The organism is Phormidium sp. FACHB-1136, assembly GCF_014697375.1.
Lineage (GTDB): Bacteria > Cyanobacteriota > Cyanobacteriia > Phormidesmidales > Phormidesmidaceae > Nodosilinea.
Genome location: NZ_JACJRS010000016.1, coordinates 53,311 through 71,661, shown reverse-complemented (window position 1 = coordinate 71,661; position 18,351 = coordinate 53,311). Strand labels below are relative to the sequence as shown.

At 56.8% G+C, this 18,351-nt stretch carries 20 protein-coding genes; 5 read left to right on the top strand and 15 right to left on the bottom strand.

The window, feature by feature from the left end; genetic code table 11:
• Positions 1 to 206, top strand: a 206-nt coding sequence (locus H6G62_RS07260; RefSeq protein WP_190492982.1) for a transposase, incomplete at its 5' end; no start/stop codon positions are given.
• A gap of 90 nt (positions 207 to 296) precedes the next feature.
• Here H6G62_RS07260 and murF read toward each other — a convergent pair.
• A complete protein-coding gene (murF, locus tag H6G62_RS07255) occupies positions 297 to 1,658 on the bottom strand; it encodes a UDP-N-acetylmuramoyl-tripeptide--D-alanyl-D-alanine ligase (RefSeq protein ID WP_190493535.1) in 1,362 nt (453 codons plus the stop codon).
• A gap of 532 nt (positions 1,659 to 2,190) precedes the next feature.
• Here murF and H6G62_RS07250 point away from each other — a divergent pair.
• The 3 genes from H6G62_RS07250 (at position 2,191) to psbA (ending at position 5,306) form a co-directional block, all read left to right on the top strand.
• Complete coding sequence (locus H6G62_RS07250; RefSeq protein ID WP_190493533.1) at positions 2,191 to 3,498, top strand: hypothetical protein; 1,308 nt, start codon at positions 2,191 to 2,193, stop codon at positions 3,496 to 3,498.
• A gap of 167 nt (positions 3,499 to 3,665) precedes the next feature.
• On the top strand, positions 3,666 to 4,013 hold the full coding sequence (locus H6G62_RS07245) for a histidine triad nucleotide-binding protein (RefSeq protein ID WP_190493542.1): 348 nt from the start codon (positions 3,666 to 3,668) through the stop codon (positions 4,011 to 4,013).
• Between the two features lie 207 nt (positions 4,014 to 4,220).
• Positions 4,221 to 5,306 carry a photosystem II q(b) protein gene (gene psbA, locus H6G62_RS07240; protein ID WP_190493531.1) on the top strand — a complete coding sequence of 362 codons (1,086 nt, stop codon included), beginning with the start codon at positions 4,221 to 4,223 and terminating at the stop codon, positions 5,304 to 5,306.
• Between the two features lie 345 nt (positions 5,307 to 5,651).
• Here the strand turns inward: psbA and H6G62_RS07235 are convergent, their stop codons facing one another.
• The 13 genes from H6G62_RS07235 to H6G62_RS07175 all read right to left on the bottom strand — a co-directional run bounded on the left by H6G62_RS07235 (position 5,652) and on the right by H6G62_RS07175 (position 14,208).
• Entirely contained in the window at positions 5,652 to 5,810 is a 159-nt protein-coding gene (locus H6G62_RS07235; RefSeq protein ID WP_190493529.1) for a hypothetical protein, read from the bottom strand.
• A gap of 273 nt (positions 5,811 to 6,083) precedes the next feature.
• A complete protein-coding gene (locus H6G62_RS07230; RefSeq protein ID WP_190493527.1) occupies positions 6,084 to 6,620 on the bottom strand; it encodes a tetratricopeptide repeat protein in 537 nt (178 codons plus the stop codon).
• Positions 6,621 to 6,699: 79 nt separating this feature from the next.
• Positions 6,700 to 7,416, bottom strand: coding sequence for a transporter substrate-binding domain-containing protein (locus H6G62_RS07225; RefSeq protein ID WP_199324808.1), 717 nt, complete (start codon positions 7,414 to 7,416; stop codon positions 6,700 to 6,702).
• Positions 7,417 to 7,536: 120 nt separating this feature from the next.
• Entirely contained in the window at positions 7,537 to 7,887 is a 351-nt protein-coding gene (gene rplT, locus H6G62_RS07220; protein WP_190493523.1) for a 50S ribosomal protein L20, read from the bottom strand.
• Between the two features lie 119 nt (positions 7,888 to 8,006).
• Positions 8,007 to 8,204: a 50S ribosomal protein L35 gene (rpmI, locus tag H6G62_RS07215; RefSeq protein ID WP_190493521.1), complete on the bottom strand. Its 198-nt coding sequence runs from the start codon at positions 8,202 to 8,204 to the stop codon at positions 8,007 to 8,009.
• 55 nt (positions 8,205 to 8,259) lie between these two features.
• Positions 8,260 to 8,844: an SMC-Scp complex subunit ScpB gene (gene scpB, locus H6G62_RS07210; RefSeq protein WP_190493519.1), complete on the bottom strand. Its 585-nt coding sequence runs from the start codon at positions 8,842 to 8,844 to the stop codon at positions 8,260 to 8,262.
• A 9-nt stretch (positions 8,845 to 8,853) separates the two neighbouring features.
• Complete coding sequence (locus H6G62_RS07205; RefSeq protein WP_190493511.1) at positions 8,854 to 9,297, bottom strand: hypothetical protein; 444 nt, start codon at positions 9,295 to 9,297, stop codon at positions 8,854 to 8,856.
• Between the two features lie 49 nt (positions 9,298 to 9,346).
• Positions 9,347 to 10,198, bottom strand: a complete 852-nt coding sequence (locus H6G62_RS07200; protein WP_190493509.1) for an ABC transporter ATP-binding protein — start codon at positions 10,196 to 10,198, stop codon at positions 9,347 to 9,349.
• Positions 10,199 to 10,362: 164 nt separating this feature from the next.
• The gene (locus H6G62_RS07195) at positions 10,363 to 10,782 is read right to left on the bottom strand and encodes a biopolymer transporter ExbD (protein WP_190493507.1); all 420 of its coding nucleotides are present in this window, start codon (positions 10,780 to 10,782) and stop codon (positions 10,363 to 10,365) included.
• Positions 10,783 to 10,835: 53 nt separating this feature from the next.
• Complete coding sequence (locus H6G62_RS07190; RefSeq protein ID WP_190493505.1) at positions 10,836 to 11,432, bottom strand: DUF3782 domain-containing protein; 597 nt, start codon at positions 11,430 to 11,432, stop codon at positions 10,836 to 10,838.
• A gap of 172 nt (positions 11,433 to 11,604) precedes the next feature.
• Positions 11,605 to 12,456, bottom strand: coding sequence for a carbohydrate ABC transporter permease (locus H6G62_RS07185; RefSeq protein ID WP_190493496.1), 852 nt, complete (start codon positions 12,454 to 12,456; stop codon positions 11,605 to 11,607).
• Between the two features lie 7 nt (positions 12,457 to 12,463).
• Positions 12,464 to 13,327, bottom strand: coding sequence for a Tab2/Atab2 family RNA-binding protein (locus tag H6G62_RS07180; RefSeq protein ID WP_190493494.1), 864 nt, complete (start codon positions 13,325 to 13,327; stop codon positions 12,464 to 12,466).
• Positions 13,328 to 13,329: 2 nt separating this feature from the next.
• Positions 13,330 to 14,208 carry a S1 RNA-binding domain-containing protein gene (locus H6G62_RS07175; protein WP_190493493.1) on the bottom strand — a complete coding sequence of 293 codons (879 nt, stop codon included), beginning with the start codon at positions 14,206 to 14,208 and terminating at the stop codon, positions 13,330 to 13,332.
• 485 nt (positions 14,209 to 14,693) lie between these two features.
• Here H6G62_RS07175 and H6G62_RS07170 point away from each other — a divergent pair, with 485 nt between their 5' ends.
• Positions 14,694 to 15,491 (top strand): exosortase-dependent surface protein XDP2, encoded by a 798-nt coding sequence (locus H6G62_RS07170; protein WP_190493492.1) that lies wholly within the window; start codon positions 14,694 to 14,696, stop codon positions 15,489 to 15,491.
• A 165-nt stretch (positions 15,492 to 15,656) separates the two neighbouring features.
• On the opposite strand, the gene H6G62_RS07165 is transcribed toward H6G62_RS07170, so the two are convergent.
• Positions 15,657 to 18,269, bottom strand: coding sequence for an O-antigen ligase family protein (locus tag H6G62_RS07165; protein ID WP_190493491.1), 2,613 nt, complete (start codon positions 18,267 to 18,269; stop codon positions 15,657 to 15,659).
• Positions 18,270 to 18,351 lie beyond the last annotated feature (82 nt).

Below are 18,351 nucleotides of genomic sequence, written 5' to 3'. Positions count from 1 at the left end.
TTTTAGAATTTCTGCCACCCTACAGTCCGGACTATAATTTAATCGAGTTAGTTTGGCACTCTGCAAAGGAATTCATTGCCAATCGTCTATTTGAGTCGATTGAGGATTTAGAAGCGCTTGTTCATAACCTGTTGAACGAAGGACAGCTTGTCATCAAATGGGATCGCAAGATCAAAAACAAAGGAAACACAATCAATGCAATTTAAATGCATATCAGCTTACCCCCATGGCCACCACAGTGGTTGATCGTCCTAATTCATTATTCATTGATTGTCCCAATACATAGTCGGCATCGATTAGTCATGGTTGACCGTTTGCGCCGTCAGGGCATCTACTACCCGATCTAGAGCCACGGAACGGGAAGCCTTTAGCAGCACGCGGTCACCCGGTTGCAGTAGGGTTTTGAGGTGAGTTGTTAGGCTGTCGTGGTCATCAAAGGTGAGGGTAGGAACGCCTTGGGCACCCTCGGCAAGGGCGTTGGTTTCGTCGGGGTCGGCCAGGGTCAACAGGTGATCGATCTGGAGGTGCCGCACTATTTCCCCCACCCGCCGATGCAGGGCGACGGACTGAGCCCCCAATTCCTTCATGGTGCCCAGCACGGCAATGTGCCGCTGGCCGGGGGTTTCTGCCAGCAGGTGAAGGGCGGCGGCCATAGCCTCAAACCCGGCATTGTAGGTTTCGTCTAGCAGCAGAATGTCTTGGCCTAGGTCAAGCTTACGAGCACGCCCCTTGGGTAGATCCACGGTGATTCCCCCTTGAAGCCCTCTCCAATCAAGATCGAGAGCCTGCATCACGGCGACAGCAGCGAGAAGGTTCAGGGCATTGTGTCGTCCCGGCAGGGGGAGAGGCAGGGCAACGCCATCAATGTCTAGGGTGTCAGGATCCCGCAGAGTGCCCCGAACATCGCCCCCCTCTAGGCCAAAGGTGAGGGTGCGACCGGGCCATACCGTCGCCGCCGTGGCCATCAGCCGATCATTGTCGTGGTTGAGGATGGCGATGCCCTGGGGGCTCAGTTCCGCCAGCAGTTCACACTTGGCGTTCGCAATGGCCTGCTCTGACCCCAATCGGCCAATGTGGGCCGTTCCCACGTTGGTAATCACCGCGATGTCTGGCTGGGCCGTTTGGGCCAGCACCGCAATTTCCCCTGGCCCCCGCATTCCCATTTCAATCACCCCAAAGTCGTGGTGGGGCTGAAGTTGCAGCAGGGTTTTGGGTACGCCAATGTCATTGTTGTAGTTGGCCTGGGTTTTGAGCACCGCCCCCTGGGTGCCAAGGGCAGCGGCAATCAGTTCCTTCGTGGTGGTTTTGCCAACGGATCCAGTAATAGCTACGATCTTAGCCCGCTGCTGGGTGCGCCACCACTGGCCGAGGCGCTGGTAGGCGGCTAGGGTATCGGCCACGGGCACACAGGGCAAGTCAGGCCGCACCCGATCTGCCCGCACCACCACCGCCACCGCCCCCTGGGCCACCGCTGTTTCTAGAAAGTCGTGGCCATCAAAGCGATCCCCCCTGAGGGCCACAAACAACGCCCCTTGCCGCAGATCACGGGTATCTGTTGTAATGCTGGATACCGACGCTTGCTGGACATTAATCGGTAAATAATCGAGGGGTGCCTGTAAAACTTTCGCTAAGCTACCCAGTGCAGCCAAATCGGTCATCCGAGATCCTACGGTCGAGGTTTACACGTCCTAACGAGTAAGGCTTCTTACATGGTTTGTAAAGAAGGCTGATCAATTGTAAAGTAATCATGTCCCTCGTCATGAATTCTCACCGCCTCGGTTGTAGGAACTACAAATGCTAGTTTTTGGCTCAAGTCCCAGTGGATGAGACCTTTGGGACAAACTGAGCAAGGATCTTCACCGTGGCCTTACATGCTCTCTTCGAGATTTATCGTTCCTTTGCGTCCGTTGCGGGTTCCTCCGGCTCAATCGAAGAAATACGCACTACTGTAGAGTATGGTACCTCCGTAATCTGGTGTAAAAACTGACGCAGGCTAGCCCTGCTTTCCGTTTAGATATGAGGTAAGGGTTTTCCATTACCATCCCGTGCATCTACATCGACCTATCCAAGCGACCACCTGTTCCTTCATCCGTCGTTCCACGACCCTATGCTCACTCTAGATCCTCCACGATTCCCATCGGGGTCGTTTCCCATTGGGGTCGCAATGCCAAGGCAAGGGCGGTAAACTCCGTGAAAACGCAAGCAACCCACAATCACCGCATCACCACAGCTGATGAGGAATTCCTATACAGCCACCTGCTAGGTTGTGTTGGTTCCGAGTCACCGGAGATGCTCATTGGGCGATTCCAGTCCCTCTTTATCGATGGCTTTGGCTATCCAGATCGTGATGTGATTGTGGCCCTAGACAATATCCTGTCGTCCCCAGAGGTGGAGGAGTACTTTCGTTTCATCCTCAACCGCTGCTGCCACATTCTGATTAACCGCTGGCAAACCCATCCCCAACTCCAGTCCGCCATCCTCAACCTGGTGGACTTGTTTGAGGAAGAACCCACCGCGACCAGCCGCGTCACAGAACTCTCCCGTTCCCGCTCCATGCGTCGAATTCGACAGGCGGCTAAGGAGTTCAGAGAGACCGAGCAGTACCTCGCCCTGCGGCGTTTGGCCCGCATTATTGAAGCTCGTCAGGCCGCCAAGGGTAAACCTGCCGAGCCCTCAGTGGTGCCCCTAGGGTCGCTCATCAACCGCTACCCCTACCTCTACGAACATTGCCTAGTCACCGAGGACAGCGATCTGCAACACCAGCAAATTGTCCGCACCATGCAGGCCGAAGCCCAGCATCAACTGGAGGTAGACCTATCCCACTACGTCACCTACCGGATGCGCCAGCGGCAACTCTATCTCCAGGGGCAGTCCCAGTCCATCAGTCGCCTGCGGGAGATCCAAAATCCAACCCTGCTCAATGATCGGGAATTGGTCACCTCCCTGAAGCAGTTTGCCCGCCGTCGCGATCCGGGGCAAAGTCTCAGCTATCGGGACACGGCCCAGCGATTTTTGATGAACCACCCCCAGGGCGGCACCTTCCGCGATTTTAAGACCGACCTCTTCGACTACATCATGGCCGATGTGGATCCGGGGTATGGGCAGCGTCAGTTTAAGAAGATGCTGCACGACCACCTATTTGGTAGCTTTGCCGACAGCGATAACAAACCTGCCGACGATTTTCTGCGAGTGCGGACATGCAGCAATCTGTTCAATTTCCTAGTCGTGGATCCCAGTGCAGGCAAGCAGCACTATGTTTTTATCGACCTGATCAATAACCTCGGTCCCATCAACACCACCGGGTTGCTGCTGCGGATCCTGTTGATTTGCCAAAAGGTGAGACCCTTCCTAGATCGCCGCTTCTCCATCCTGTTCAACCACTACGAAACCGCATCGAGCGACGCAGTGGATTGGTTAGTGAAGGTCTTGGAAAACGTCAACATCGCCCTTAGCCTCAATTTTGGCACCCTGGATCTCTCTCACCTAGGGTCAAAGTAGCCCCCTAGGGTCAACATAGACGGTATGGCGCGGCGGCCCAACTCCCGCTGCTGTCGCGAACTGGTCGTGAATCTGTGACGGGATGAACCGATCACGTCGTGGGTAGCTGTGCTGGCGTGGGGGAAGTCCTGTGGGAGAATGGCAACGGTTGTTTACAGAGCCTTCCCATGAGCGGCGACACCATTTTTGGCAAAATTATTCGCCGGGAAATTCCCGCCAACATCGTTTACGAAGACGATTTGTGCATCGCCTTTCGGGATATCGCGCCCCAAGCCCCCGTCCATATTCTGGTGATCCCTAAAAAGCCTATCCCCAGTTTGGCTGATATCACCGCTGAGGATAAGGAAGTCCTGGGCCATATGCTGTTGATCATTCAGCAAATTGCCGATCAAGAAGGGCTCACCGAAAAGGGCTATCGTGTCGTCACCAACATTGGCACCGAGGGCGGTCAAACGGTCTTTCACCTACATTTTCATTTGATGGGCGGACGAGCCATGCATTGGCCACCGGGCTGATGCGTTACCCTTCGCAACAAAAACATAGATTTATATGGCGGAGATATTTCGTTTTGCAACAGATGATTTACTTTTGTGCAACGAAATAAACTTTTCTGATTAGGGCTTTTGAAATCGCGAGGGAAACTTTACGATAACCAACAGGATAGGCATTCTTAATCATTCTCTATCCTGTTTGATTCTTATCCATTCATTGGCCTTTTAATCATGACTACTTCCCTTCGTTCCCGCGATAACGTGGGTGTATGGGAGCAGTTTTGCCAGTGGATTACCAGCACCGAAAACCGCCTGTACATTGGCTGGTTCGGCGTGCTGATGATCCCCACCCTGCTAACTGCAACCATCTGCTTCGTCATCGCCTTCATCGCCGCCCCTGCGGTGGATATCGACGGTATCCGCGAGCCCGTGGCGGGTTCTCTGATGTTTGGTAACAACATCATCTCTGGTGCGGTTGTGCCCTCTTCTAACGCCATTGGTCTGCACTTCTACCCCATCTGGGAAGCCGCTTCCCTGGATGAGTGGCTGTACAACGGTGGCCCCTACCAGCTGATCATTTTCCACTTTTTGATCGGCTGCTTCTGCTACCTCGGTCGTCAGTGGGAACTGAGCTACCGTCTGGGGATGCGCCCCTGGATCTGCGTGGCCTACTCCGCTCCTCTGGCCTCCGCCACCGCTGTGTTCCTGATCTACCCCATCGGCCAAGGCTCCTTCTCCGACGGGATGCCCCTGGGGATTTCCGGTACCTTCAACTTCATGTTGGTGTTCCAAGCAGAGCACAACATTCTGATGCACCCCTTCCACATGTTGGGTGTGGCCGCTGTGTTCGGTGGCAGCTTGTTCTCCGCCATGCACGGCTCCCTGGTGACCTCTTCTCTGGTGCGTGAGACCACCGAGACCGAGTCTCAGAACTACGGTTACAAGTTCGGCCAAGAAGAAGAGACCTACAACATCGTTGCCGCCCACGGCTACTTCGGTCGTCTGATCTTCCAATACGCCAGCTTCAACAACAGCCGTTCTCTGCACTTCTTCCTGGGTGCATGGCCTGTGATCGGCATCTGGTTCACCGCCCTGGGCATCAGCACCATGGCGTTCAACCTGAACGGCTTCAACTTCAACCAGTCCATCCTCGACTCTCAGGGTCGTGTGATTGGCACCTGGGCGGACGTGATCAACCGTGCCAACCTGGGTATGGAAGTGATGCACGAGCGCAATGCTCACAACTTCCCCCTCGACCTGGCCTCCGCTGGCGAAGTCACCCCTGTGATCCTCCAAGCTCCTATGATCAACGGTTAGTCCTCGCGGATTGATCGCCTTGATTACCTCAAAAAAGAAGCGCTCCTCGTCAGGGGGGCGCTTTTAGCAAGTTTTTAGTCTAGCTTTAGGACACCTCGATGAGATGATTTCTCGGGTCTCGGCATCCATGGCCAGCCAGACCCATGGCTTGTTTCCTGGATGATCGACCACCGACCACAGTGCATCCATCTGCACTTTCAGCGGGCCTTTCGGCTTGGGAATGACTGTCGCCTCGCCGTTTGAGGCACCGATTCATGGCACTTCAACCAAGTGAAATCTGCTATGGCTATTGATGGTAAGCAGGGGGATGCCAGGATGGTGGATCGTTGAATGCTGGCCCTAGGGCTACATGGGTTGACGGATTTGCTGAATTTGCTCTACAGTTGGGTCGTTTGTCCAAGTGGTGACGGCAGTCCAAGCAACCCAACCCAAGGCTCCAAGGGCGAGGCAAAGGGTGGTGGTCGAAATGAGTTGTTGTAAGGCAGGACTTAGATAAATGCGCATTGGGATCACCTCCTAAGTTAACCAATCAGCAAAGCATCAGAGTCAAAAAAAGGAAACTGGAAAACACCAGCACTTCAGAGGCAGGCCTGAAGCGATGGCTCAGGTAAATCCATTTACGCCGACAACTTATCGGGATCCGGAATAAATAGAGACCCGATTGACCAGCGTATTTTTGCCTAGAAAACCGCGACGGTTGAACCGCAACGCCGCTAGGCTTACTGGGATCCTATAGGTTTAGAATACCCAGACTAGAGGGCTAAGCTGTCATGGAAATTACTGACCTGAGGGCACTAGACGCTTTCTGAGGGATTCTGCCCGACGTTTGGCGGTGCCATTATTTGGCTCAAGGGCCAGGGCGCTTTCGTAGGTTTCTAGCGCCTGGGTCATCAGTTGTTTGCGCTCATAGCTGTGGCCCAGGTTGTTCAAGGCTGTGACGTAATTCGGGGCGACCTTAAGCGCTTCTTTGTAGTTGCGGATGGCTAGGTCGTACTGATCCTGGGCAAAGTAGGCATAGCCAAGGGCGTTGTAGACCAGGGCTGCATTCTCAATTTCTTCGCCATCCACCTGCTTTAGGGCTTGCTGGAGGTAGAGGGCCGCTTGGGTGTAGAGCTTTTTATCCAGCAGGAGGCTACCCAGTTCGTAGTATTCCTGGGCCGTCCCCTTTTCCTTGGTGAGTTTGTTTTGCAGACGCGACAGGGTGCCCTCAATGCGACGAGTTTTAAGCACCTGACGCACCACAAAAAAGGCGGCTACGCTCAACAGCGCCAGGAGGATGGCTAGATAGGTCAAAAGCAGCTTGCTGTTCTCCATAGCTCAAATATGCGTCCTACTAAATGCGCGTCCTACAAATCTGTTCCTATCTTGGCATGAGTTAGGCCCTTGGCAGGGATTAGGGCAATCCCCAAAAGGTGGTGCGTTCCTCCAGCCAGCCGCTTTGGTGCCATTCACGCAGGCTTTGGTTTACTAGGTGGCGCAGGTCGTTGAACTGGGTGCCGTGGGGTAGGGCCATGGCCAAGGGTTCGGCGGTGAGCACGGTGGGCAGTAAGGTATACCCCGACTGCTCCTGCTGCCAGCCAACCAGGGTGCTCACGTCCCCGGCAAAGGCTTCGACTTGCCCCCGCTGGAGGTGGTCAAGTCCCGATTGATAGCTGGCTAGGGGCACCAACTGGGCCTGGGGCAAAATATAGCGCACAGCGGCCATCGTACTAGACCCCTGGAGCAACCCGATTCGCCCCCGATTGAGGGACTGAAGGGTGCGATCCCGATCCTCCCGCACCAGAAACCCGGCCCCGTCTAGGTAGTAGGGTAGGCTAAAACTCACCAAGCGCGTACGTTCCGGGGTTTGGGTAATCCCGGCGATGGCCAAATCCACCCGATCTTCCAGCACTACAGGCAGGCGATCTCGGTTGGGTACCACCTCGAGAACGAGGGCATTGGGGTCGTCAAAAATGCGCTGGGCCAACTGGCGGGCGAGATCCACCTCTAAGCCCACCAGATCCCCAGCCTGATTGCGAAAACTGAGGGGTCGCCACTGATCGCGCACGGCTACTACGAGGTAGCCTCGGGCTTGAATGGTCTTGAGATCCGCCGCAAAAACTGGGGGCACAGCAACCTGTACCCCCAGAATAAGGCCGAAACCAAGCCGCAATAATCGCAGAGAACCCATCGACATTGTCCGCTACGGCTTCTTGATCACCATGCCAATGACTGAGGCTGTGTCTGGAGTCTAGGCTTTACCAGCCACTTCAACCACTTTGGCAAAACCATCGGGATCCAAGACGGCCATTTGGGCCAGCATTTTGCGGTTGATTTCGATGTTGGCCTTTTTGAGCTGACCCATCAGTTGGCTGTAGCTCACATCGTGCAGACGAGCCGCCGCATTGATACGGGTAATCCACAGGCGACGGAAATCGCGCTTCCGGTTGCGACGGTCGCGGTAGGCGTAGCGCAGGGCTTTCATCACCTGCTGGTTAGCGGTACGGAACAGCTTAGAGTGAGAGCCTCTAAAGCCCTTCGCCAGTTTTAGAATTTTATTGCGGCGCTTCCGGGCAACATTGCCGCGCTTCACACGTGCCATGACTGTTTAAATCCTTGGGGAGACGTTTAACCTAAACACATTTAACCCTAGATACAATTTGACGGTGCTGGCCCACCAGAGCTAGCCTCAACCCTCAAACGATCTAGCTGTAGGGCTACCTAGAGGTAGGGCAGCATCAGCTCAACATTGGGCGCATCTTCCTCAGAAACCACCACAGCTTTAGACAGCCGGGAGCGCCGTTCAGCGTTTTTATGTTGTAGCAGGTGGTTCTTAAACGCCTTGCGACGCATGATTTTGCCACTGCCACTGCGGCGAAAGCGCTTGGCCGCCGCCTTGCGAGACTTCAGTTTCGGCATGGTTAACCCTAGTTTTCGACACAGTCTTTAATTGTATCACGGGAATCCCAGAGATCTAGAGGTCGATGCCAGGGGTTTCTGGCGTTACGGAATCCTCCTCTGGGGGTTCGTCTGTGAGGTCGTCTTCGTCCACTAGGTCGTCTGCGGCGGGTTGGCCGGGGGATTTTGGGCGTAGTTTGGGCAGTTGGTCGATTTCAAAGTGCTGGTAGAACTTGTCGGTGACTTGCACCAGGGAGGAACGGCTGTCGGACTGCTTGCGCTTGCGAACAAAACCTTGGGTCAACAGTTCTTGGACATGCTGGTAGGCCCCAGAACCTCGCAAATCCACCAAATCGGTTTGGCTGATGGGGCCTTTTAGGGCAATGGCGGCGAGGGTGCGCAGGGCACCGACCCCTAGGTCCAGGGGAATCAGCATATCCACTAAAAACCGATAGCGTTCCTTGAGCTGAAGGCAGTAGCCATCCACCGTCTCCACGATTTCGAGGGCTCCGTCCCGGTGGGCGTAGTCGTCCATCAGGTCAATCAGCCCTTCCTCAATGTCTTCCCGTTCGCAGCGGGCCAGTTCCGCCAGCTTGGCAAGGGAGAGGGGTTGGCCCTTGAGGTACAAAATCGCTTCGATGGTGGTGGCTAGGCTAGACATAGGGACGGGTTACAGAAACTTGCTGGCCATGCCGATTAGATTCGCCATCTGGGCCAGGTCAACCTCGCCAGACAGCACCTTTTGCAGCAGTCCGCCGCCCTGGCTGTTGGATCCTTTCACTAAAAATTGGGCGATCAGGGGCGTCACGTTTTTTACCATGGCCGGATCTACGCCGACTTGCTGGGCAATGTTGGCGACCTGCTCGGAGGCTAAAAGCTGTTCGATGGCACCGCTACTGGCCACCGCTTGCAGAATGCCCATGAGCGATCCGGCGTCGGCCTGTCCCTGATTTTTGGTTTGCAACACCTGCTGCAACTGTCCGGCAATGGCTCCAATTTGGGTGTTCTCGACGGGGGCTTGGTTGAGGCTACCGAGCAGCGACCCTACCAGGTTGCTGTTGGCTTCGGTGTCGCTACTAGCGATGACTTGGTTGACTAAACCCATTAAATCCATGGCGGTTGTTCCCTAGGGGCGAGGATACATCGCTCCTACGATACCGCCTTTAATCGAGGTTGCGCCCGGTGAGTTCCACAAAAATGTCCTCTAAGTTAGAGGGGCGCACCATCATACCCGTTTTGTCGGGTTGTTGACTCAGGTAGGCGTTGGCGGCTTCTAGGGTGGGGAAAAACTGGTAGTCCCAGTGGTCATCCCGTTGGGTCATCACAATGCCTTGGCCGTGGCGCTGGCGCAGTTGTTCGAGGGTGCCCAGTTCGATCAGGTTGCCCTGATCGAGGACGCCGATGCGATTACAGAGATACTCCACCTCTTCCATATAGTGGGTGGTGAGCAGCATGGTCATGCCCTGCTGGTTGAGGCGCTGGATAATTTCCCAGAGGCGACGGCGAGTTTGGGGATCGAGGCCCACCGTGGGTTCGTCCAGAAACAAGATCTTGGGATTGTGCAGTAGGGCACGGGCAATTTGCAGCCGCCGCTTCATGCCGCCGGATAGGGTTTTTACCTTGTCGTCCCGCCGATCCTGAAGCTCCACATATTCCAGCCAGGTATCGATGCTGCGCTGCCGCTGAGCCTTAGGAATGTGGTGCATTCGGCCATGGAATTCCATGTTTTCCCACACCGTTAGGTCGCCATCGACGCTGGTTTGCTGGAGCACCACGCCAATTTGGCGGCGCACCTCCAACTGCTGACGGTTGACGTCATAGCCTGCCACAACGATATCCCCCTGGCTGGGCTGGGCCAGGGTGGTGACCATGCGAATGGTGGTGGATTTGCCCGCCCCGTTTGGCCCCAGCAGCCCAAACACCTCCCCCGCCTCGATGGAAAGGGACAGGTCGTTGACCACGGACACGCCGTTGTAGACCTTGTGAACGTTTTGCAGGCAAACCGCAGCGGCCATAGGTTGTCACACTTCGTCATCATTGATGTCTCAAGTATCCCCTAGAAGGTTCCCTTTTGCAGCGGCCATCCTGCCGATGGTGATGGAGTTGGCACCCCTCTATCCCGCCTTCAGGACAGAAAAACCCTGGGTAATCGACAACCTAACGAGTGGGAGGCAAGGCGCTATTCCACCGCCAAAGAGACCCGGTTGCCACCGATGGCCCGCAAATCCGCCAGCAGTTTCGCGACTTGGCTGTAGGTCAATTCTCGGTCGGCTTTGAGGACTAAGCGGCCCTCTGGGTTTTGGGCAAAGTAGGTGGTGACCTCCTGGGAAAGAGCATTCCAGGTGGTGGGCTGGTTGTCGAACACAAGGTTGCCGTCTTTATCGAGCCCCACCATCAGGGCTTCTACAGAAATTACCTCATCTTCACCCAGGCCGCCCTCCGCCACCGATTGGGGCAGGCGCACGTTGAGGATCTGCTGCCCCGTTAACCCCATGGAAATAATGATGAAAAAGGTGAGCACCGTCATCAGCACGTCCATCATGGGGACGAGGTTGACCTCAGGAATTTGCGATTGGGGAGAGCGGTTTTTGAAACGCATGGCAAACCGGGATGGGCTAGGGGATAGTACTACGAGAGCTTACCGTCTAGCGCTTACCAACGACGAGGTTGAAAGGCGACATCATTGAGAATAACGACGCTATCCCCCGATTGTGCCATTACAAACAGCCCTTGGCGATAGGCATAGCGGGCTACTTCGTCGGGTACCACCATTCCAGCCACAGCTCCCATGGCTCGCACATCACCGTAGCGAGGCATCAGGCGCTTAAACTTGCTCAGACGCTCTAGGTGCTCATCCACATCGGCCTGGGTGAGCTTGCTTTTCACCTCCACCAAAATGGCCTCCGTGGAGTTCACAACTAGCAGGTCAATCTCAATGCCCTCGCCCCCGCGCTGGGCCGAGGCTCCAGGGTAAAACTCATGGACGGCAATGCCTCGCTCCTGAAACAATCGCACCACGACAGGGCGCACCTGCCATTCCACAAATTCCCCTAGGCGGTTGCCGAGTTTGCCAAGCTGCTCATTGAACTGCTGGTTTTGGCGACGCATCAGCTTCTCCGTTTCCCGAAAGCGCTGCTCCATGCGCTGATCACTTTCCAGAAAGCGTTGCTCTAACCGTCGTTCCGTTTCTTTTTGGGCCTCCGCTAGTTCGCCCAAAATGCGCCATACCTCTTCCGATGTTGTGGCCATGGGTGTTGACGACCTCCAGACGTTAGGGAGATTAGGTCACGCCTAGCCCAGGGTTGGCCAAGGATGAACCCTGATTGACTGACATACCTCCAGTGTAGATTGGGGACAGCAAAGCGGAACCCAACCCTCACCGAAGATTTGGAACCTGGGACAGGCTGTTCCGGTGTATGTCTTACCCCTTCACCCCGCTGCCCGTTTCGGTGGGCACGATGTAGCGCTGAAGCAGCACAAACACCAGAATGGCAGGTAGCACCGAGAGAATCGATCCCGCTGCAATTAAGCGCCAGTCGAGGGAGAAGCTTCCGGCCAGACGGGCCACCCCCAAGGGCAGGGTGTAGCGTTCGGGCTGATCGAGTAAAATCAGCGGCCAGAGGAATTCGCTCCAGGTGCCGATGAAGACGAAAATACCCAGGGTCACCAGGGCGGGGCGAGTGGCGGGGATCATCACGTTCCACCAAATGCCCAGGTCAGAACAGCCATCCATGCGGGCGGCTTCCTCTAGCTCCTTGGGCACGCCCTGAAAGGCTTGGCGCATCAAAAAAATGCCGAAGGCGGAGGCTAGGTAGGGCAGCACTAGGCCCAGGTAGCTGTTGCGCAGGCCCCAATTCACCGCCAGGATGTACAGCGGGATCATCACCACCTGGAAGGGGATCATAATGGTGGCGACAATCAGGGCCAGGATGGTCTCGCGCCCCACAAAGGACAGCCTTGCCAGGGGATAGGCGGCCAGGGAACAGAGCAGCAGGTTACTGAACACCGTGAGCACCGCCACGATGGTGCTGTTGAGGAAGTATTGCAAAAAGGGATTGCTCTGCCACACCTGGCGGTAGTTATTGAGTGTGGGAGCCTGGGGAATCAACTGGGGCGGTGAGGCCAGCAGGTTTTCCGTGGGGCCTTTGAAGGAGGTGCTAACCAGCCACAGCATGGGGAATACCATCACCAGGGCAATCAGCAACAGCACCCCGTAGAGGATCAGGGTGCGCCAGTGGGGCCAATGGAGGATGCGCTGGGGCAGGGTCGCCATGGGGTTCCTAGCCAAGGGGGAGGTCTTGCAGCAGCCAGAAACCCTCGAAGGACTCGCTGTTGGCGCTGGTTTGGACGCCCAAAAAGTGAACCTGGTTGGCCTTGCGTTTGGCGGCTTCAAACAGTTGGGCCTCGGCCAGCAGGGAAGGGTTCGCCAGACTGGCCAAAATCCAGCTATCGGCGGCTCCGGTTTCGAGCACCAACTGCGGGGTTTTGCCCATATCAATGCGCCAGTGGGAGAGTTCCAGCCCCGACATCCAGGCCGCTAGGGCATTGGCGCGGGGGGAGAAAATCAGCAGCCCTGGAATCGCCACGTTGTCGTCTACGGCGGCCATAGATAGCGGGAACGACTCACCAAAGCCAATGTCCCAATCCGGGAGATCCTGAAAGGACTTGGCCTCTAGGCTGACAAAGGCCCACTTTTGGCCCATCAGGGCATCGGGCAGAGCGCGGGGAGTGGGGGGCGGCGCAGCCACGCTGGGGCTGGGGGCGGTGGTGTAGCCCTCCTGCTGGGGATAGAAGGACTGGTTGCGTTCCGCCAGCCATTGGTTCAGCGCCAGGGTGCGGCGGCTGGGGCGGGCCGTCAAGCTCACGCCCTCGCAGGCCCGCTGGATCATATTCTGCATTTGGTAGCGGAAGTAGCGAATCCCCGAAGGCGGCGTCGGGGCCTGGGCCATGGCTTCCTCTAGGGCCGCTTGCAGCGTGGTGGAGTTGACCTCGGTATTGGCCACAAACTTGCTGTAGCGAAAGCCCTCCGCCGGGTTCGCCTGGGTGTCTACGATGCCCTCGCAGATCAGCACTTCCCAGCGGCGCTTGTTGTTTTCGTCCAGCAAGGGCCGGGAGTAAAAATCCAGTTCCCAAACGGTACCCATCGCTATGCCTCGCTTTCAGCTAGCATTCGGCCCACGTCGCCCAGGCGGTTTTCGGCCTCGGCCATCACTGTTTCTGGCTCCTTCAGAAATTCGCCGGGGTACTTTTCGAGGGCGCGGGTGGAGAGGGAAATGCGGTTGCGCTCCGAATCCAAGGCAATCACTACCGCTTTAATCGGCTGACCCGCCTGCAACACCGAGGACAGGTTTTCGATATAGTTCTTGCTGATTTGCTTGATGTGCAGTAGTCCGGTGATGCCGTTGAAATCCACAAAGGCCCCAAAGGGTTTGAGGCTGGCTACGGTACCTTCGATGAGCTGCCCCAGTTCCAACTGCCCCATCACCTGGCTCCGTGCTGCCGCCCGCTGAGACATCACCAGCTTGTTGTTGGCTTGGCTCACCTCCAAAAAGCCCACGGTGAGGCGCTGGCCCACCAGTTCCTCTAGGGATTCTGGGGCGCTGCTGAGGTGAGAACGGGGTACAAAGCCGCGCAAACCCTCCACATCCACCGTCACGCCGCCCTTGTTGAAGCCCGTCACCTTGGCCTCCATCACCGCACTTTGGGCCTCCATTTCGGCCAATTTTTCCCAAAGCTGTTTGACCTTCAGTTTGCGGATGGAGAGCCGCACTTGGCCATCGGCATCCTGGTCGCTGATCACCTGGAAGGCATATTCTGCGCCCACTTCCAGCAGCCCCTCTAGGCTGTGGACGGCCCGCACCTCGGCCTCGCGGATGGGTAGAAAGGCGGCGGACTTGCCCCCAATATCCACGGTTGCGCCATCGTTGGCCAGGGCAATAATGGTGCCGCGCACGGTGCTGCCCACCTGAAAATCGTAGCTGTGGGCTTCCAGGGCTTTGGCGAAATCTTCGGTGGAAAAAGTCAAGCTCGATTCTCCTGAAGCTCAGTCAATCATGTAGTTTTCTACTATACACCCGCCCCTAGCCGACCGTTAGCCCCAAGACCTGCCTCCCTGGGGGGGAGAAGATCGAACGACGAACCCACGATGCTTCTTAGCCCATGGAATCGACTATGGGGCACATTCCTGGTTTTCTTTACAAAAGCTTTATATAGGTGTATTCCGCGAGAGTAGTTCCAGGAGTTTCCTGGAAATTACGGAGGTCTTTGAGATACTGTATGAGACTACGTTCGCGCATCTCCTTAAGCTAGAACAGCGTTTGCCAGCTTAGTATTGGTTGCAGCTTGCTGAATATGCCCTTTTGGGACAATGAACATGCAGCTTGGCTAAGTCTGGTGTGACATTAAGTATATTCTCTGTGTTTTGTTCTCTGCCTTAGGTAAGGAGAAGCCGAGATTCCACCCTGTAGCCACGCGAGCAATACAGTCCCTTTAGAAACACTGGAGTTTTTTATGACTTTTCGTTCTCACCAGCTTGCCTTAGCCGCAGGCGCTGCCCTTACCCTTGCGATGGTTGGGGCCAGCCGCGCCGAAGCCTTTAGCTTTACAACCAACTACAGCCTAGATGGTTCCCTCACAGGCGACGACGTCTGGAGAGGGGACATTTTACTAAATTCTGTATCCTACGGTGGCCAAACCTTTAGCCAGTTCTCCCTGGTGAATGGGGCTACTATTGTCCACAACGATAAATTTACTGGAGGGAACACTGGGGCCGCTAGTGCCGACAGGGGCAAGTTTTCCAACGATGGCGTCATTGTTGAGGATCCTACCGCCGCTGATATTGTCACCAACCTGGGTAACCTAAACCTCAGCAGCATTATTGATGGTGAGGATACGGGGAGCTATACCCTGGATCTCAACTTCGACCGGGCGGCCCGCGATGTGCTGGTGTGGGAGCGCGGCAGGAACAGCAGCCTGACCTTGCAGGCGCTAGGCGCAGGCGGTACCTTGCTGGGCAGTGCGTTTACCATCACCCAGGCTCTTTGGGGCGATGCAGGGTTCAGTCTGGGTACAACGGAAATTGGCACCAGTATCCAATCTGTTGGTTCTCGGGGCATTAGTGCAGCCGACTTTGGCCTCGGTGACGGCCTGATCTATGGGGTTCGGGTTACCGCCGCTGGGTCGCTGGACAATGGCCCCGACTTTAAGGTGGTGGGAACTGCTGTTCCGGAACCCTCCTTAGTGTTTGGCTTTGGGGCTTTGGCTCTGATGGGGGTCGCCAGCCGTCGTCGTCGCAGCCATGAAGCCTAGATAACCTCCCAGGGGTTGGGCACCGTGGGCCACAGCCCCTCTACCCAGACCCATCCTTTTCAGAGGATTTCTACCTTGAGCCTTGGACTTCTAGTCCAAGGCTTTTTGCATAGAATGTGCGGCCAGCCCCAAGGGAGGGATGGGGTGGTGTAGGCTGCGGTCTTTCTACTCCAAAGCCTTCTGTTGGTAGGGCTGCAACGCCCGATCCAAGGCTGGAAAAAAGACCGGGGACGGGATCACCTCCGAGAAGAACTTTGCCATGGGCACATTTTCAATGCGGGGGTAAAAGTCTGAGGGGGTTGGCCCATCAATGTGGCGGCTGAGTACCCCAAACCCCAGACGACCGCTGCGGGGCTGCCAGCTTGGGGCGGTGCGTTGCAGCCAGTCTTTAAAGTTGGCGGCGTTGTCCATGCTGGCGGCTAAGGTGGCGATCATCTCCGGGTCGGGCAGGCTATCGGCCAGTTGAGGCAGGTCTTCGGGCTGGGTCACCCAGACTTTTTTGAGTAGGGCTTGGCGTTGGCTGGGAGTCTGCCAAGCGGCGATGGCGTACTTGGCTGGACTCTCTGGCAGGGTTTCAGTGTCCACGGTACCGCCGTCGGCCAGGGTCAGCAGGGCAGATTGGAGGACTCCACCGGAGTTGTCCCAATCCTCAGCGGCCCCGGCCAAATCCCCCAGCCACCAACGCAGGGTGCCCCGCCCCCGCTGCAAAAAGGCCGTTAGACCAGGATCGTCCACACCTGTGGCCAGCAGTTCGCTGTAGAGGGTTTCTAGGCGTTCGGTGACGGGGGCGTAGAGGGGCGCTAGGGAGCCAAACTGCCACATGGGACTGGTGAGGACGACGGGATGACGGAGGAGTTCCAGGGCCAAGGCGTCGGTGGCGCAGGCGGTATTGCCCTGTTGCAAACAGCTAAAACCCAGGCCAAAAAACACCCCCGACTTGGCGGGAATAAGGGCAATGGATCGCTGGAAGGATTGCCGTGCTGCGTCGGCTTGATTGTTTTCGATCAGCAGCCAGCCCAGGTTGGAGTGGCCAAATTCCTGGTAAGGCACGGTTGCGTTGCCCACCTCAAACCAGGCGATGGCATCTCGCCGCAGCACCGCCCGCAGGTCGGGGTTATCCTCCACCTGGTAGCTGAGGTCGCCCAGGTTCCAGCCCAGTTGGTAGGGGTAGTAGGGTTCCCAGGGGGCCAGTTGATGGGCACGCTCTAGGTTTTGGGCAAAACGATTCACGTCTTGCTTGGCCAGGGCGGCAAAGCCATCGCTAGACAGCCCCCAAGCCCGATGTACCGGAACCAGCCAGAGGGTCATGGCCAAGGAAAGGCCCAGGCCCAGGGTGGCCAGCGTTCGAGACACTTGTGCCCTGTGCCCTTTACCTGTTGCCTTTGGGCGAGGCACTAGGGCGTGGGAAAGGGTGGCGAAATAGAGGATGAGGACGCCGCTAATGGGGAGAATATCGAGTTGGTAGTCGGTGAGGCTGATGAGGGCAAAGCCGACCAAGGCTGAGAGAAGGCACCACACCATCAGCGGCGGCAGGCTAGAGGGCGTTTGGCGGGCATCGGCCCGAATCCAGCGGATCACCAGGGCGAGAAGCACACCCACCAAGGCCAGGGGAACGATAACGCCCCAAATTCCTAATTCGCCCCAAAGCTGGGCGGGGGTGCTGTGCAGTTGAAATTGCAGTTCGGCGTCGCGTCCGGCCCAGTGGGGTCGATAGTATTGGTAGACGAGGGGCACACTGCCGGGGCCGATGCCTGTGAGGGGGGCGCTTTTGCCCATATTCCAGCCCACCGCATTGGTGACGAAGCGGTAGGAGAATTCTCCTCCGGCTAAGTTGCCGCTGGCCAGATTACTGAGGACTTGACTGAGGCGATTGTTGCTGACGATTAACACCGCCAGGAGGGCCGTGGCCCCCGCCCCCGCCGCTAACACCCAGCGCCGAGGTAGGGGACTGTAGATCAGCGCCACGATCAAGCCCACAAACCCCGCCGCAATCAATGCCAGCCAGCCGCCGCGAGAACTGGTGGTATAAAGATTCGCCAAGCCCAGCCCCGTGGCCCCCAGCCACAGCCAACGCCGCCAGCCCTGGGCCATCCACCCCAGCCCCACAAACAGGGGAATCACCAGCACCAGATAGCCCGCCACATAGTTCTGGTGGCCGATGGGTTGCCAGTTGCGCAGGCTCGTGAACTGGAAGCTAAAGGCGGTTTCCACCCCGTACTGCTGAAGCGCCTGCAACCGAGCCAGTTCGGGCCGATAGATTTGCAGTGTCCACAGGCCCAAGCTCACCACCACAAACGCCAGGGCCAAATACCCTTGAAAGGACAGTGCCGCCTTCACCCGGTCGGTGTCGGTGAACCATCCCCGCAGGGCATAGAGGGCCGCAATTCCCCCCAGCGCCGCCCAGGTAGACCAAAGCGCCTGGGCATGAAACTCTGCCGCTAGGGTCGAAATAACCAGCCCCAACACCGCCAGAGCCGCAACCCAATCTAGCCCTGCCCCCAAGGCTAGAGCCGTTAAGGGCTTGTGCCATACCTGCCAGAGTAACCACAGGATCGGCAACAACAGCGCCACCTGCCACAAAAACACCCACGGCCAAGCCGTCATCATGGTGCTGCTGCCGGGGAGCAGGGTGAAGAGGGTATAGAGCGCCAGGGTGATCAACCCCAGCAGAGTACCGTCTACGGCATCCTTGGGCGTGTTCGTGGACTTGCCCTTGGGGGTGTCCTGGGGCGAGGGTTGGGGCAGGTTATCGGGGGCAGTCACGGCGTCCTCGGTCATAGCATGGCTGAATCCATGCCGTGATCCTAAAGGATAGATCGAGATTTTGAGCCAGGATAAGAGATCGCTGGGCTTAGACCAT